This window comes from Flavobacterium sp. LHD-80, assembly GCF_030929605.1.
GTDB lineage: Bacteria > Bacteroidota > Bacteroidia > Flavobacteriales > Flavobacteriaceae > Flavobacterium.
Genome location: NZ_JAVFVS010000012.1, coordinates 397,327 through 413,090, shown reverse-complemented (window position 1 = coordinate 413,090; position 15,764 = coordinate 397,327). Strand labels below are relative to the sequence as shown.

17 protein-coding genes are annotated in these 15,764 nt (G+C 33.9%); 14 read left to right on the top strand and 3 right to left on the bottom strand.

Going from position 1 to position 15,764, the window contains the following annotated elements; translation table 11 throughout:
* The first annotated feature begins 5 nt into the window (after positions 1-5).
* The 5 genes from RB619_RS18810 (at position 6) to RB619_RS18790 (ending at position 2,579) form a co-directional block, all read left to right on the top strand.
* On the top strand, positions 6-356 hold the full coding sequence (locus RB619_RS18810) for a cytochrome C oxidase subunit IV family protein (protein WP_308100381.1): 351 nt from the start codon (positions 6-8) through the stop codon (positions 354-356).
* Between the two features lie 79 nt (positions 357-435).
* Positions 436-1,077, top strand: coding sequence for a hypothetical protein (locus tag RB619_RS18805; RefSeq protein ID WP_308100378.1), 642 nt, complete (start codon positions 436-438; stop codon positions 1,075-1,077).
* A gap of 11 nt (positions 1,078-1,088) precedes the next feature.
* Positions 1,089-1,778 (top strand): SCO family protein, encoded by a 690-nt coding sequence (locus RB619_RS18800; RefSeq protein ID WP_308100376.1) that lies wholly within the window; start codon positions 1,089-1,091, stop codon positions 1,776-1,778.
* Entirely contained in the window at positions 1,778-2,320 is a 543-nt protein-coding gene (locus RB619_RS18795; RefSeq protein ID WP_308100374.1) for a DUF420 domain-containing protein, read from the top strand. The genes RB619_RS18800 and RB619_RS18795 overlap by 1 nt, the downstream gene beginning before the upstream one ends.
* Positions 2,310-2,579 carry a hypothetical protein gene (locus RB619_RS18790; protein WP_308100372.1) on the top strand — a complete coding sequence of 90 codons (270 nt, stop codon included), beginning with the start codon at positions 2,310-2,312 and terminating at the stop codon, positions 2,577-2,579. Before RB619_RS18795 ends, RB619_RS18790 begins: the two co-directional genes overlap by 11 nt.
* 14 nt (positions 2,580-2,593) lie before the next feature.
* Here RB619_RS18790 and RB619_RS18785 read toward each other — a convergent pair whose 3' ends face one another.
* Positions 2,594-4,000 (bottom strand): DUF4403 family protein, encoded by a 1,407-nt coding sequence (locus RB619_RS18785; RefSeq protein WP_308100370.1) that lies wholly within the window; start codon positions 3,998-4,000, stop codon positions 2,594-2,596.
* A 176-nt stretch (positions 4,001-4,176) separates the two neighbouring features.
* On the opposite strand from RB619_RS18785, the gene RB619_RS18780 reads away from it, so the two are divergent.
* From RB619_RS18780 to tsaB, 8 genes are all read left to right on the top strand, one after another.
* Positions 4,177-4,878, top strand: a complete 702-nt coding sequence (locus tag RB619_RS18780) for an ABC transporter ATP-binding protein (protein WP_035651510.1) — start codon at positions 4,177-4,179, stop codon at positions 4,876-4,878.
* Positions 4,871-6,115: an ABC transporter permease gene (locus tag RB619_RS18775; protein ID WP_308100368.1), complete on the top strand. Its 1,245-nt coding sequence runs from the start codon at positions 4,871-4,873 to the stop codon at positions 6,113-6,115. The genes RB619_RS18780 and RB619_RS18775 overlap by 8 nt, the downstream gene beginning before the upstream one ends.
* Positions 6,116-6,117: 2 nt before the next feature.
* Entirely contained in the window at positions 6,118-7,383 is a 1,266-nt protein-coding gene (locus RB619_RS18770) for an ABC transporter permease (RefSeq protein WP_308100365.1), read from the top strand.
* A 39-nt stretch (positions 7,384-7,422) separates the two neighbouring features.
* The gene (locus tag RB619_RS18765; protein WP_308100364.1) at positions 7,423-8,544 is read left to right on the top strand and encodes an efflux RND transporter periplasmic adaptor subunit; all 1,122 of its coding nucleotides are present in this window, start codon (positions 7,423-7,425) and stop codon (positions 8,542-8,544) included.
* A gap of 79 nt (positions 8,545-8,623) precedes the next feature.
* Positions 8,624-10,006: a TolC family protein gene (locus RB619_RS18760; protein ID WP_308100362.1), complete on the top strand. Its 1,383-nt coding sequence runs from the start codon at positions 8,624-8,626 to the stop codon at positions 10,004-10,006.
* Between the two features lie 6 nt (positions 10,007-10,012).
* Positions 10,013-11,305 carry an efflux RND transporter periplasmic adaptor subunit gene (locus RB619_RS18755; RefSeq protein ID WP_308100360.1) on the top strand — a complete coding sequence of 431 codons (1,293 nt, stop codon included), beginning with the start codon at positions 10,013-10,015 and terminating at the stop codon, positions 11,303-11,305.
* Positions 11,306-11,317: 12 nt separating this feature from the next.
* Positions 11,318-11,569, top strand: coding sequence for a hypothetical protein (locus RB619_RS18750; protein ID WP_308100358.1), 252 nt, complete (start codon positions 11,318-11,320; stop codon positions 11,567-11,569).
* Positions 11,570-11,598: 29 nt separating this feature from the next.
* Complete coding sequence (gene tsaB / locus RB619_RS18745; protein WP_308100356.1) at positions 11,599-12,270, top strand: tRNA (adenosine(37)-N6)-threonylcarbamoyltransferase complex dimerization subunit type 1 TsaB; 672 nt, start codon at positions 11,599-11,601, stop codon at positions 12,268-12,270.
* A gap of 180 nt (positions 12,271-12,450) precedes the next feature.
* On the opposite strand, the gene RB619_RS18740 is transcribed toward tsaB, so the two are convergent.
* Both RB619_RS18740 and RB619_RS18735 read right to left on the bottom strand, forming a co-directional pair.
* A complete protein-coding gene (locus RB619_RS18740) occupies positions 12,451-13,257 on the bottom strand; it encodes a mechanosensitive ion channel domain-containing protein (protein WP_308100353.1) in 807 nt (268 codons plus the stop codon).
* A 98-nt stretch (positions 13,258-13,355) separates the two neighbouring features.
* Positions 13,356-13,739, bottom strand: a complete 384-nt coding sequence (locus RB619_RS18735) for a YtxH domain-containing protein (protein ID WP_308100351.1) — start codon at positions 13,737-13,739, stop codon at positions 13,356-13,358.
* A gap of 192 nt (positions 13,740-13,931) precedes the next feature.
* Between RB619_RS18735 and RB619_RS18730 the strand changes: the two genes are divergently transcribed.
* Positions 13,932-15,764, top strand: coding sequence for a phage baseplate assembly protein V (locus RB619_RS18730; RefSeq protein ID WP_308100349.1), 1,833 nt, complete (start codon positions 13,932-13,934; stop codon positions 15,762-15,764).

Below are 15,764 nucleotides of genomic sequence, written 5' to 3'. Positions count from 1 at the left end.
TTATTATGTCACACGAGCACGTATCAAATACAAAAAGAATCTGGTTTGTTTTTGCATTACTATCAGCAGTAACTACAGTAGAAGTTATTCTTGGTATCTATAAACCAGCATTTTTAGAAGGTAATCACTTTGTAGGTTTGAATCTATTGAATTGGGTTTTTTATATTCTAACATTATACAAAGCATATTATATTGTATGGGCATTTATGCACATGGAAGGTGAAAAAAGCAGCCTTAGATGGTCTGTTGTATCGCCAGTTATTTTCCTAGTTTTATATTTATTGTTTATTCTTTTGACAGAAGGACATTATATTTATGGGGTTTTTAAAGATTCTACTATTAAATGGAATTTTTAACATGATATTAATTCGAAAAGAAGCTCCGATTTGCGGAGCTTTTTTTATTTTTGTACCTCAATATTTGTCCGCATAAACAATGAAAAAAAATATAGTTCTCTTTGTACTTTTTGTTCTGCCTATCGTAGCTTATTTGTTTTTTGCATCTGGAGTAAACAGCTTTACTAAACTTCCTACTATAACACCTAAAATTGCCGACCTCGGCGATTGGAAATCTTTAAAAGGTGAAAAAGTAACTTTAAATAAAAAAATTACTATCCTTGGTTTTTCAGGTACTGAAATTGTGAAAAACAGAGGAAATTTTTTTAATCTTAATGAGAAAATCTATCAGCGTTATAATGGTTTTAAAGATTTGCAGTTTGTTGTTATTTGTCCGCTAGGTACAGAAGAAAGTGCTAAAAAACTTGTTGAATCTTTAGGTGCTTTTACTGATGTTTCGGGCTGGCACTTTGTTTTTGCTTCTCCAGAAGAAATAAAGACATATTATGCTCAACTACATTTAAAAGGAAGTCTTGATAACACTCTTGGAACATCAAATGTTTATATTGTTGACAAAGAAAGAAACCTTCGAGGACGAAAAGATAAAGATGATTATAAAGAAGGTTATGATACTTTCCATCCTTCAGAGTTGAGCAACGAAATGCTGGATGATTTTAAAATCATTTTGTATGAATACCGTGCTGCTCTTAAAAAGAATCACAATGCCACTAAAGAACTTTAATTTTTACCTACATGTTTAAAAATAAATCATATATCGGAATTTCGTTTATCGTTTTGATTTTCGGAATTTATGCAGTGCCAAAAATTGTTGACAGAATTCAAAACGGTGAAGTTGTAAAAGGAAATCGTTTGGATAATGTTGGTTTAAAGAATTCGAAAGACGCTGGTAAGTTATTGACTATTGGGCCAGCTCCTAAATTTGAATTAACAAATCAAGATGGTGCTAAAGTTTCAAATGAAACGTACAAAGGAAAAGTTTATGTGTTGGAGTTTTTCTTCACGACTTGTCCTTCAATTTGTCCAAAGATGAATTTAAGTATGCTGGAAATTGAGAAAACTTTTTTTGGAAACCCTAATTTCGGAATCGTTTCAATTACAATAGATCCTGGTCATGATACTCCTGCTGTTTTAAAAGATCACGCAAAGTTGTTAGGAGTTAAATCTTCAAATTGGAACTTCTTAACTGGTGATAAGGCAACAATTATGGATTTGTCTAACAAAGGGTTCAATTTGTATGCAGGTGAAAACGAGAAAGTGAATGGAGGTTTTGAGCATTCGGGTTTATTTGCCTTAATTGATAAAGATGGTAAAATTCGTTGCAGAAAAGATGATTTCGGAAATCCGATTTTATACTACGACGGGTTAGATAAAAAAGGAGTTAGAGAAATTCAGGAAGATATTAAAGTGTTATTAGAAGAATAATGGAAGATAATTCGATAGAAAAAAAATACAATAAATTTATTATTGCGGTTTCAATTGTGATACCGGTTGCTGTGGCAATTTTATTTGGTGTAAAACTAAAAGATTTTGGATATAATGTTGAGCCTTTGTCAATGTTGCCTCCAGTGTATGCTACAATAAATGGTATAACAGCAGTTGTGCTGGTTGCAGCTGTAATGGCTATTAAAAATGGAAAACGTTTATTACACGAGCGTTTAATGACATTTGCGATTGCTTTGTCTGTTGCTTTTTTAGTAATGTATGTTGCATATCATATGACAGCTGATTCTACTAAATACGGTGGAGAAGGTGTATTGCGCTATGTGTATTTCTTTATTTTGATCACCCATATCTTATTGTCGATTGCGATCATTCCGCTTGTATTGATTACCTATGTTAGAGGATTGGCGCAACGTTTTGACAGACATAAAAAAATAGCTAAAATAACTTTTCCGCTTTGGTTGTATGTTGCGGTTACAGGTGTTGTAGTTTACTTAATGATTTCTCCTTACTATGTGCACTAATAAAAAAAATATATTACAAATTTCAGGTTTCAGGTTTCAAGTTTTGTTTTTTGGAATTTGTTTCTTCTTGATTGGAATTTCAGCAAATGCGCAATGTGCTATGTGTCGCGCTGCACTTGCCGGAGATTCAAACGTTAAAAAAGCTGAGGCTGTAAATGACGGAATTGTTTATTTAATGGTAATCCCGTACTTACTTGTTGCTATAATTGGCGTTCTGATTTACAGAATGTATCAATCAAAAAAGAAAAAAGCAGTCTAATTAGACTGCTTTTTTTATTTTAATCCATCAACCGAAACATTTACGGTTCCGTTTATTTTGATAAAAGCGATAATCGCTTGATTTGTCAACTGAATTTTATCAAATACAATATCCTCCATTTTTCCGTTTACAAAAACTCCGGGCATTGGAGAATAGTTTTTTAGATAAGATGCCATGCTCTTTTTGCCTTCTTCTAGATTTGGCTGGATCGAATATCGACAGCTTGCTTCCATCTTTTTTAAAATATAGCCTTGTCCTAGCCAGCTTGCAGTTCTCATTAATTTGCTTTTGGTGTCTAAAACATAATCAAGTTTGTCAAAGTAGATTTCTTTTGTCTGCGGATTATATTGCGGAAATCCATTTAAGTATAAAGTTCCGTTTATAGATCCTAAAACGTCTAGCGCAATTACCATTTTTCCGTCTTTATGCCAGATGGAAACATTTTTTACGGTTATTTTTTTGCTTCCAGAACCAAATTCTTGATCAGCAAAATTTTTGGTCATTATTTTAGAAGCATCAGTATAAGTTGAAATTGCTGCAATATTGGCTGTAATTTGATTCGGAATTTTAGCAACAGGTTTTAAGACAATTTTGCTGGCATTGAATTTTGATTCCGGCTGTTTGCCAACAATTGTTTCCATGTTGCATTTCATTCCCATGTCTAATAAAAAGGAATCATTTTTTAGTTTTGCATTTGTCGAATAAACTTCGATTGGAACAATTCTTAACCAGCTTTCATAAGTATCACTCATTTGAAATGGCGTACAGATTTTTTCTAATGCCGATAAAACATTCGGTTTGAAATCCATTGATTTTTCGATAGCTTCATCTATTTTTTTCTCAATTTTTGATTTGAAAATAGAAATTGCTGGGTTTATCAAATACGTAATTGGCATATTTTTTCCAAAAACCGTCATTGTTGGGCTTTCGCTCCAGTCTAATGATTTGAACTCGGTTTTGGTATTTAATTTCCAATTTGTCAATGCAACATCGCTAGACAAAGTAATGACTCCGTTTAAATTGAATTCGCGTGTGTCGAATAATTCAACGCCTAATTTTTTTGTTCCAATTCTATATTTAATAGTTGCTTTTAAAGGAAGAACTGTTTTTATCTTTTTATCTGGAGACGCAGGATCATTCTGAATTTTTATTGGAGCCTGTTTCCAGATTTTCATCTCGATATCATCATCTTCAATATTATTGTCTTCGTAAATAAGCCCGTTTAAAAGTGTGTTTGTCTGGTTTTCGATATCAGACAGTTTTACAGTTATCGGCAAATTAATAAAAGAGGGATTTGCATCATAAACCAGCGGACTAGCATCATCTGGCTCCGGTTTTAAAGTTTCTAATTTCTGTGATGTTGAGCAGCTGAAAAGCAATATTACAGCCGTAAATAAAGCGAAAATTGAAGTAAGCTTCATTGGTACAATTTTTTTAAGTGATACAAAATTAAGAAAACAATTAAATAATCTTAAAAAAGTGTAACAATTAGAAAAGTACGCCGTCTTATTTAAATATTAAAGTGAAATTATTAACGTTTTGTTATCATAATTTACTTATAAAAAATATTATTATTGTTTAAAAAATTAACAATACCATGATTGAAATAAAAGATTTGCATAAATCCTATAAAATGGGAAGTTCAGAACTGCATGTGTTAAAAGGTATTAATTTTAATATTGAAGAAGGTGAGCTTGTGGCGATCATGGGATCTTCAGGTTCAGGAAAATCTACACTTCTAAATATTTTAGGAATTTTAGATGAAGCTGATTCTGGAAGTTATACTTTAGATAAAACTCCAATTAAAAAATTGAACGAAACGATAGCCTCAAAATATCGCAACAAATTTTTAGGATTTGTTTTTCAATCTTTTAATTTGATCAATTATAAAAGTGCACTTGATAATGTGGCAATGCCGTTATATTATCAAGGTATTAAAAGAAAAGAACGCTATGATATTGCAATGAAATACTTGGAGAAAGTTGGTCTGGGTTCGCATTCGCACCATTTACCAAATGAACTTTCCGGAGGTCAAAAACAGCGTGTTGCAATTGCAAGGGCATTGGCCTCAAATCCAAAAGTTTTACTCGCAGATGAACCTACAGGAGCTTTGGATACTAAAACTTCTTATGAAGTAATGGAACTTATTCAAGGCATTAACGATGAAGGTAAAACTATTTTGATCGTTACACACGAACCAGATATTGCCGCTATGTGCAAGAGAAATGTGGTCCTGAAAGATGGATTGATTATCGATGATAAAAAAGTAGAACAAGTTAGAGCTTCATCTTATGTTTAATATTGAGCGTTGGCAAGAAATATTTGAAGCAATCTCCAAAAACCGGCTGCGTACATTTTTGACTGGAGTATCAGTTGCGTCGGGAATTTTTATTTTGGTGATTTTGCTTGGAGCGGGTAAGGGGCTTCAGAATGGAATTGAAAAACAGTTTGAGCGCGATGCCGCCGGACTTATCGAGGTTTGGTCTGGAACAACAACAAAAGAATACAAAGGATTAAATCCGGGTAGACAAATTCAGCTTAGAAATAGTGATTATAATCAATCTGTTCAAAAATTTGAGGATAAATTAGATTTGCGTTCTGCTTCATATAATTTTTGGGGTGGTACGATTTCTTATGGTAAAGAATCTGCAAGTTATCAATTTAGAGGAGTAGATCCTGATCATGGTTCAGTAGAAAATCTTACAGTTGTTCAAGGCCGATTTATAAATAGTAACGATTTGGCTAACAATGAAAAAGTAGCCGCGATTGGGATGAAAGTAAAAACGGATTTATTTAAAGATAAAGATGCTTTAGGTAAGGAAATCGCAATCAATAATGTGAATTTTAAAGTAGTGGGTGTTTTTACAGATCCTGGAGGAGAAAGAGAAGAATCCAGAGCGTATTTACCTAGAACTACGGTTCAGAGAGCTTTTGGTGGAGGTGATAAAATTAGTTATATGTCTTTTAACTTAAAGAAAACAAATGACTATGATGAAGCATTGGCACAATCTGAAAAATTTACTCAAGATGTAAAGACGCTGCTTAAAAGTAAAAATATGGTCGCGCCAGATGATGATAGCGGAATTGGTGCGTATAATTCAGTAAAAGATGCAAAACAGTTTTATGATTTAAATTTATACATCAGGCTGTTCTTTTGGTGGGTTGGTATTTGTACAATCATTGCCGGAGTTGTTGGTGTGAGTAACATTATGTTGATCATCGTAAAAGAAAGAACTAAAGAAATTGGAATTCGTAAAGCATTAGGCGCATCGCCATTTTCTATTATTACAATGATACTTCATGAATCTATTTTTATTACCACAATTGCTGGTTTTATTGGATTATTGATGAGTTTGTTATTGCTGGAATTTGTTGGGCCAATGGTGCAGAGTGAATATTTCAGAAATCCTGAAGTCGATTTCAGTGTTGCATTGACAACGCTTGTTTTACTTGTTTTCGCGGGCGCAATGGCTGGTTTTTTTCCGGCATACAGAGCAGCCAAAATCAAACCTATTGTAGCACTTAGAGACGAATAATTATGTTTAAGAAAGATAATTGGGACGAAATTTTACAGGCATTGACTGCAAATCCTTTCAGGACGATTTTGACGGCTTTTGGAGTTTTTTGGGGAATCTTCATTTTGGTGATTTTGCTTGCTGCAGGTAATGGTCTGGAAAATGGAATTAAAAAAGGTTTTGACGGAATTGCGACAAATACCATGTTTATGTGGAGTCAAACTACATCAAAAGCATATAAAGGTTTGCCAAAAACACGTCGTTATGACTTTAGAAATAGCGATGTTGCGGCGCTAAAAGCAGCTTTTCCAGATTTATTATATGTTTCACCAAGAAATCAGTTAGGAGATTTTAACGGAACAAATAATGTGGTGCGAGGAACAAAAACTTCAGCATTTACTATTTATGGAGATTATCCAGAATTGATTAAGCAACAGCCTATGGATATCATAAAAGGGCGATTTGTAAACCAACAGGATATTCAGGAAAAAAGAAAGGTTTGCATAATTGGTCAAGGTGTGATCAGCGAACTTTATGGAAAAGAAGAAGAATCTGTTGGAACTTATATTAAAATCAACGGAATAAACTTCATGGTTGTTGGGGTTTATAAATCAAAACAACAAGGTGGAAATGCTGAACAGGAACAAAAAAATATTTTTATTCCGTTTACAACATTTCAACAAGCATTTAATTATGGTGATAAAGTGGGCTGGATGGCACTGACGGCAAAAGACGAAACTTCGATAACCTCTTTAAAACCAAAAATTTTGGAAATTATTAAAGCGTTGCATTCTATAAATCCAGCAGATGACCGAGCAGTAGGGAATTTTGACTTGTATGAGCAGTTTAATAAAGTGCAGAGTTTGTTTAATATCTTGAAAATCATTGCTTATTTTGTTGGAACTCTAGTTCTGATTTCTGGAGTAATCGGAATTTCGAATATTATGCTTATTGTAGTTAAAGAACGTACAAAAGAAATTGGAATTCGAAGAGCTTTGGGAGCAACTCCGTCAGCTATTCGAGGACAAATTTTATCAGAATCTATCTTTTTAACTATTATTTCAGGAATGCTTGGAATTGCCGTCGCCACCGGAATTATTGCCATTTTAAATATGGTCTTAGATTCCATGCCGGCCGACAGCAACACAATGTTTGCGAGTCCGAGCGTAGATTTAGGAGTTGTATTTGTTGCCTTATTAATATTAGTGGGTTCAGGTTTGTTGGCCGGATTTATTCCAGCACAAACCGCAATTAATGTGAAGCCGGTTGACGCTTTACGAACAGAATAAATTATCAATCAAAATATAATCGATTAAACCAAAAACAAAATGAAAAAAGGAGTAACCGTAACCATTTTAATCTTTATTGCAATAGTTTTCTTTGGGGCACTTTATTATTTGTATGCTAAAAATCAAGAGTCGCCAATTGTTTTTCAAACAGAGAAGGCAGAGATTAAAACGATTGTAAAAAATACCATTGCAACAGGTAATATTCAGCCTGATGAAGAGGTCCTAATCAAACCAAATATCTCAGGGATTATTGAAGAAGTTTACATTAAAGCTGGAGAAAAAATTAAAGCTGGCGATATGATTGCTAAAATTAGAGTTGTTGCCAATGTGTCGAATGTGAGCAGTACTCAAAATCAAGTGCAGACTGCAAAAATTGCATTAGATAATCAGGAGAAGATTTATAAGAGACAAAAAACACTTTTTGAAAAAGAGGTGATTTCTGCCAATGATTTTGATGCCGCTCAATTAGCTTATAAACAAGCAAAACAAAATTACTTGGCTTCAAAACAAAGTTTGGATATTGTTAAAACAGGAACAACAACATCTTTGGGTAGTTATGCAAATACACTAATTCGTTCAACTGTTAACGGAATGGTATTGCAGGTGCCTGTAAAAGTTGGAAATCAAGTTATTGAAAGTAATAATTTTAACGAAGGAACTACAATTGCCAGCGTTGCTGATGTTGGAAGAATGATTTTTATTGGAAAAATTGACGAATCAGAAGTGGGTAAAATCAAAGAAAAAATGCCTATTGAGATTACAGTTGGAGCCATTGAAAATAAAAAATTCGATGCAGTTTTGACCGATATTGCACCAAAAGGTGTTGTAGAAAATGGCGCGATTCAGTTTGAAATAAAAGCCAAATTAGAAAATAAAGGAGATACTTTTATCAGAGCTGGATTAAGTGCAAACGCATCAATTATATTAGAAAAAGCAGACAAAGTTTTAGCTATTAAAGAATCGCTTGTGCAGTTTGACAAAAAAACTCAAAAACCTTATGTAGAAGTTGAAACAGCACCACAAAAATTTGTGAGAAGAGATTTGGTTTTAGGTGTTAGTGACGGAATTTATGTTCAGATCAAAAGCGGTGTTGTAGCTTCTGATAAAATCAAAATCTGGAATCAAGGGTTGATCAACGAAGGAGATAAGGATAAAAAATAATCTGATTATTTAAAGGAGTTTTTGGGTTTTAAAAATGTTAAATTTGCGTGGCTTGTTTGCTGTGCTTCATTCAAAATATATGAAAATAAATAAAATAAATAGTCTAGTTTTTGCCATGCTTTTTGGATTTGGATTATCCGGTCAAGCGCAGACAAAACAATGGACGTTGGAAGAATGTGTACGATATGCATTGGATAATAATATCACAATAAAACTATCAGAATTAGATGTTGAAAATGCTGAAATAAATAAAAAGGATGCATTTGGGAATTATCTTCCATCAGTTAACGGAAATGCATCACATTCCTGGAATATTGGTTTGAATCAAGATGTAACTACAGGGGTTTTGCGTAATCAGACTACACAATATTCATCTGTAGGTTTAAATGCAGGAGTTGATATTTACAAAGGTCTTCAAAATCAAAATACATACAGACGAACAAAACTTGCTATTATCGCATCACAATATCAATTATTGAAAATGCAGGAAGATATTTCGTTGAATGTTGCCAATGCTTTTCTTCAGATATTAGGTTATAAAGAAGACTTAAAAATAAAAACCGAACAACTTTCTATTGATGAAAAACGTTTAAAACGTTCAGAAGAAATGGTTAATGCTGGAACAATTCCGCGTGGTGATTTGTATGACTTAAAAGCCACTATTGCAACAGATAAACAAAATATTGCCGTTTCTGAGAACAATCTCCTTATTTCAAAACTGAGTTTAGCACAGCTTTTACAGCTTAAAGAATTCGCCGATTTTGACGTTATTGATGATACAAATGCAAAAGATGAAAATAATATCATGGCACAAAGCCCAATTGATATTTATAATAAAGCAAAGGAAACAAGAACGGAATTAAAATTGGCACAAACCAATCTTGAAATTGCTGAGAAAAATGTAGCAATTGCAAAAGGAGCTTATCAGCCTACTCTTAGCGGATTCTATGGTTTTAACACAAGAGCAAGTTACAGCGATCAAATAAAATTTGATTCAAATAACCAGCCTTATACTGTAGGGCCAGATCCAATATTCCAACAGTTTAGTGATAATAAAGGGCATAACTTTGGTTTGCAGTTGAATGTGCCAATTTTCAACGGATTCTCTGTGAGAAACAATGTTGAACGAAATAAGGTAAGTTTAGAGAAATCTAAAATAGATTTAGAACAAAAAAGTTTAGATTTGCAACGTAACGTGTATACTGCGTTTACAAATGCAAAAGCGGCGTTAAATACGTACGAAGCTGCAACGATAACTTTAGAGGCAAGACAGCAGGCTTACAATTATGCTAAAGAAAAGTATGATGTAGGATTGATGAATTCATTTGATTTTACGCAGGCTCAAACGTTGTTAACAAATGCGCAGTCTGATGTTATCAGAACGAAATACGATTATTTATTTAAAATAAAAATTCTTGAATTCTATTTTGGAATTCCAATTGTTCCAATTCCTGCAAAATAATTTACTATGTCAAAAAAAACAATTTATTTCTTAGTCGGAGGCGCAATTATAATAATTGGCACTTTAATAGTTTTATCTAAAAAAGGAATTATAGGAAATAAGGATGAAGGAAAAGAAGTAGAAATTTCAAAAGTTGTATCGTCAACAATCGTCGAAACAGTTTCGGCAACTGGAAAAATTCAGCCAGAAATTGAGGTTAAAATTGCTTCAATGGTTTCGGGTGAAATTATTGCGCTAAATGTAAAAGAAGGCCAAGTCGTTAAAAAAGGTGATTTATTAGTTAAAATAAATCCAGACTTATACACTTCTGGTTTAGAGCGTTCGGTTGCAAACTTGGCGGGAACTAAAGCTGGTTTGACACAATCTGATGCAAGTTATAAAGAAGCGAAGGCAAATTACGAGCGCAATAAAACGTTGTATGATAAAGGCGTAATTTCAAAATCAGATTGGGACAAAGCTATTTCGGCTTACGAGGTGGCAAAAGCAACAAAACAAAGTTCATATTATAATGTTCAAAGTGCTTCAGCTTCTGTTACTGAAGCTAGAGATAATTTAGGCCGTACCACTATTTATTCTCCAGCTGATGGTACCATTTCGGTATTAAATGTTGAATTAGGAGAACGTGTTTTAGGAACACAGCAAATGGCGGGAACGGAGCTTTTGAGAGTTGCGAATCTTAACAATATGGAAGTTGAAGTTGATGTAAACGAAAATGATATTGTTAAAATCAAAATTGGAGACGAAGCAAATGTTGAAGTTGATGCTTATTTGAAAAAGAAATTTAAAGGTATTGTAACCAGTATTTCTAACTCAGCAAGCACGGCTTTGACTTCAGATCAGGTTACAAATTTTAAGGTTAAAGTTCGAATTTTAAAAGATTCATATAAAGAATTATTAGAAGGTAAACCTGCAGCTTATTCGCCTTTTAGACCGGGAATGACGGCAACGGTTGATATTATTACAACAACAAAAACAAATGTTTTGGCAGTGCCAATTAGTTCTGTTGTTGTAAAATCAGACACTGCTGCTGTAAAAGATTTTAAAGTTGAAGATCCAAATGAAGATAAAAAAGTAGCACCAAAAAGCGACAAAAAATTTGAATGTGTTTTTGTAAAAGTTGGTGATAAAGCTAAAATTAGAGTCATTAAAACTGGAATCCAAGACGATACTAATATTGAAGTAATGGCAGGATTAAAACCGGGCGATGTTGTAATTACAGGGCCTTATACAACAGTTTCTAAGGATTTGAATTCTGGTGATAAAGTGAAGCTTAAAAAAGCGGATGCACCTAAGAAATAAATTCGGCCAGTTATGATTTCATTATGTGGTAGTCCGCCAGCAGGTTTTCTTGAGTCAATAGAGCTTGGATTGGTTTTAATAATTGTGTTTCTTTGCTTTACTCATTATAAGGCATATAAAACAGAATATTACAATGAAGAATTTGTCTATTTTTCTTCCGGAAAAAAGTTTATGATATATATAGGCTTTCTGGCGCTTAATTTTTGTATGCTTCCTATATTGATTTTAATAGCATTTTTTCTTTTTGCAACTGTTTTCAAATAAAATATTACTCAAATTTTAAAATAAATACATTGTCTTTCATTCTTAACATCGAAACCGCGACCAAAAATTGTTCAGTATCAATTGCAAAAAATGGAGAAACCATTATTTGCAGAGAAATTGCTGAAGAAGGATATTCGCATGCCGAAAAGCTTCATGTTTTTATTGAAGAAGTAATTGCAGATTCAGGAATCTCAGTTCAGGATCTAGTGGCAGTAGCAGTAAGTCAAGGCCCGGGTTCGTATACTGGTTTGCGTATTGGAGTTTCTGCGGCAAAAGGCTTGTGTTATGCTTTAAATATTCCGCTGATTGCAGTTGATACTTTAGAGACATTAGCTTCAAAAGTTTCTGTTTCAGAAGGAAAAATCATTCCTATGCTTGATGCCAGAAGAATGGAAGTGTACAGTGAAGTTTTTACTTCTGATTTACAAAGAGAAAGAGCCATTCAGGCCGAAATTATTTCGGAAGATTCTTTTTCAGAATATAAAGAAGTGCTTTATTTTGTTGGTGATTGTGCCGAAAAATGCAAGCCTGTTTTAACAAAAGAAAATTTTGTGTTTTTAGAAGAAATAAAATATCCTTCGGCACGAGAAATGAGTAAAATCAGTTATGATAAATATCAAAAAAGCGACACCGTAGATGTCGCTTATTTTGAGCCTTATTATTTGAAAGATTTTATGATGACACTGCCGTCAAAAAAATAGCTATTTATTGTCTCAAAATAGTTAAAGTCTATATACTTTAGTGTATTTCAACCGCAAATTCCACAAATTAATTTGCGAAAATTTGTGGAATTTGCGGTTGAATTAAGCTTTACAATCTTACAAACCTTAAGTTTGTTGATGAAACCTCTTAGCTTGGACTTCAAGTCAATAGTGGTTAAGTTATTTTTGAAGTGTAAACGGCTGAACAGAAATTCCTGCTTCGTCTAAAGCTGTTTTGCAATTCTCTAAAGTTTCAGAAAAAACAACTCCATAATTAGCATTTTTTGCCCACGGACGAACCGCAAAATCAACAGAACTTGCTGATAAATTTTTTACAAAAACTTCTGGAGCTGGGGTTTTAAGGACTTTTGGATTTTTATTCAAAACATTCAAAAGAACTTCTTTTGCCTTTTTGATATCAGAGTCGTACGAAACTGAAAACGTCAAATCTGCTCTTCTTTCTCCTTGCATTGAATAATTGATAATTGTTCCGTTTGATAAAGCGCCGTTTGGAACAAAAACAGTCTGATTATTTCCAGTAAGCATTTTGGTAACAAAAATCTGGATTTCTAAAACTGTCGCAATAACGCCTTGTGCTTCGATTGTATCGCCAACTTTAAAAGGTTTAAAAACAATTATCAGCATACCTCCGGCAAAATTAGAAAGTGAACCTTGCAGCGATAAACCAACTGCAAGTCCCATTGCTCCTAAAATCGTGACAAATGAGGTAGTCGGAATTCCGAGATTTGAAATAAAGGTTACAAACAATAAAATTCGGAGTGCCCATAATAAAATATCAGCGAGAAATTTAGTCAGCGTTGGATCTAAATTTCGTTTCACCATTATTCTTCTGATCGATCTGTTTATTAATCTGATGGCGTATAAACCAACAAATAAAACGATAAGAGCTGAGACTAATTTTGGTGCATAATCTACTAATACTCTTATTAATGCGTTGGCGTAACTGCTTAACTGTTCTGGGCTCATATTTGTATTTTAAGGATAAAAAAAACCTTCTCAAACGAGAAGGTGTATTATTTTGCAAATATAAAAAATATTTGTTTTTATAAGAAAAGAATGCGGTTTTATTCCTTGTCAGCTTCTTCTATTGCTGACTCGCTCGTATCCGCAACCGTTTCTGCAGCAATTGTTTTAGTATCATCAGTTGCTTCTGCTGTTTTCTCTTTTACAGTCTCAATAACATCGCTAATTGCGTCAGATGCTTTTTCAGCATATTCGCTCACAGTCTCTTTCGCTTTATGGGCATATTCAGCAGCAGATTCAATGATTGGTTCTGATGCTTCTTTTGCTTTAGCAATTGTTTCTTCGGCAAAAGTTTCTGCTTTTTCAATGTATGGAGCAGCTGCTTCTTTAGCTTGCTCAAAAGTAGTTTCGGCGTTGTTTGCCAATTCGGTTACAGATTCTTTGGTCGAGCCAAATAAATTTTTAAAAAAAGATGATACTCCCATAGTTTTATATTGATTGGTTAAGTATACAATATTAAGTAATTTTATAGAACTTATAGTTTTATTATTGATAATTTATTGAAAATAAGGTTTGTAAGTTGTTTGTGAGTGTTTTGATCTTATTTTTAAATATCACTAAAAGTGGGTATTGCAGGAATAAAACAAATATTTTAAATTGACAGAAAATTCTTTCTTTTGAATTTAGATATTTATTCTATGGCACATTTCTCAGAACAAGTTCACATTACTATTGGAGGTTTTACCCAAAACATTATTTATTATGATTTGAAGCTGTCGCAGAAAATGGCAGATCATCATTATTTTTCGTTTGTATGGCAATATACCGGCAAAGCAGTGATAAAACCGGCAGATCAGGCAAAAGCAATGAAAGATTACATCGGCAATGAAGTCATTTTTACTTTCAAAAGCTTAACAGGAATAAAACTGATGAGCAAAGGCATTATAACCGGGCTGACTTCGATAGACCAGAATGGGAGTGCCGTCGGACTTCATGTAAGCGGAACCAGCCATAGTATTGTATTGGACGACAATCCGAAATCTAGAACTTATCTGGAAAGAGGAATGGATGATATTGTGCTGGATATCTTGTCAGAAGGACCGACTGAGTTTTATCAGAGAGATGCGATAAGATCGACCTGTCTGAAGGAGTTTAAATATATGGCTCAGTACAACGAAACCAGTTTTGATTTTCTGAAAAGATTGGCGCATCGTTACGGCCAGTGGTTTTATTTTGACGGAATGCGCATGCAGTTCGGGCAGATCAAAACTTCCAAGATAAAACTCATCAACGGAGCTTCGTTGCACAGTTTTAAGATTCAGGCCAATATGAGCGCGCATAAAATATCGTTGACAGGCTATGACTATAATAAAGCTTCCAGCATCAAGAATTCCTCACTGCGAACTTCTGCAGGAAGCAAAGACAGCTTTGCATCGAATATAGGATTCAATCAGGGAACCGTTGCCCAGCCGGATCTGAGCATCGGTGCATACACCAACAATGCGCAGAACAAAGACGAAATAGACGAAATGGTCACGCTACAGACCGCAGGAAGCGATGCAAACAGCGTTTACTACAGCGGAATATCGTATTTTCCGATAGGACTTGGGCAGGTTTTTACCATTATCAACGATACTACCGAGCATCATCTTATCTGTATAGAAGCCACACATCATTCAGAAGTGCATGGCAATTATACCTGCGAGTTCAAAGCCATTCCAGACGATGTTTCGGCTCCTCATTATACAGACACAAAAATTTTTGCCAAAGCAGAAACCCAGCCGGCTAAAATCAAAGACAACAATGATCCTGAAGGACTCGGGCGCGTAAGAGTTGAATTTTATTGGGGAAATGGAAGCACAAAAAGCCAGTGGATGAGAGTAGTTCAAAATTATGCAGGACCAGGAAGAGGTTCGTATTGGAGACCTGAAATCGATGATGAAGTGTTAGTGAGTTTTGAAGGTGGGAATGCTCAAAACCCATATGTTATGGGAGCACATTATAACGGGCAGGCAAAACCTGAATTTTTCGACCCCAATAATTTGATAAAAGCCATTAGAATGCGCTTTGGGCAATTGCTAAAATTTGTTGAAAAAACGGGTATCTGGCTTTCTGATCCAAGCGGAAATGAGATTCACCTAAACGAAGAGACTAAAAGTACGACCATTACTGTACCAGAAACTTTGACACTTAATTGCAAAAATTTAATTATAAATGCTTCTGAAAGCATTACAACTACGGCAGGGTTAAATATTTTGGAAAGTGCAGGAGTTGATAAGTCTACAACTGTTGGAATGGTGCATAATTTGAATATTGGTGGTGATAATCTTTTAAACGTTGAAGGAAGCCATTTTGAAGACATTAAAGGAAATATCAAATCAAATACTGAAAAAGACAGAAAGATAATATCTAAAGAAAAAATTATTGTGCATAGTACAGAAGATGATGTTCATGTAAAAGCGAGCAAAAATTTAAACAACTATAGTGGAGAAAATACAAAAGCAAATTAA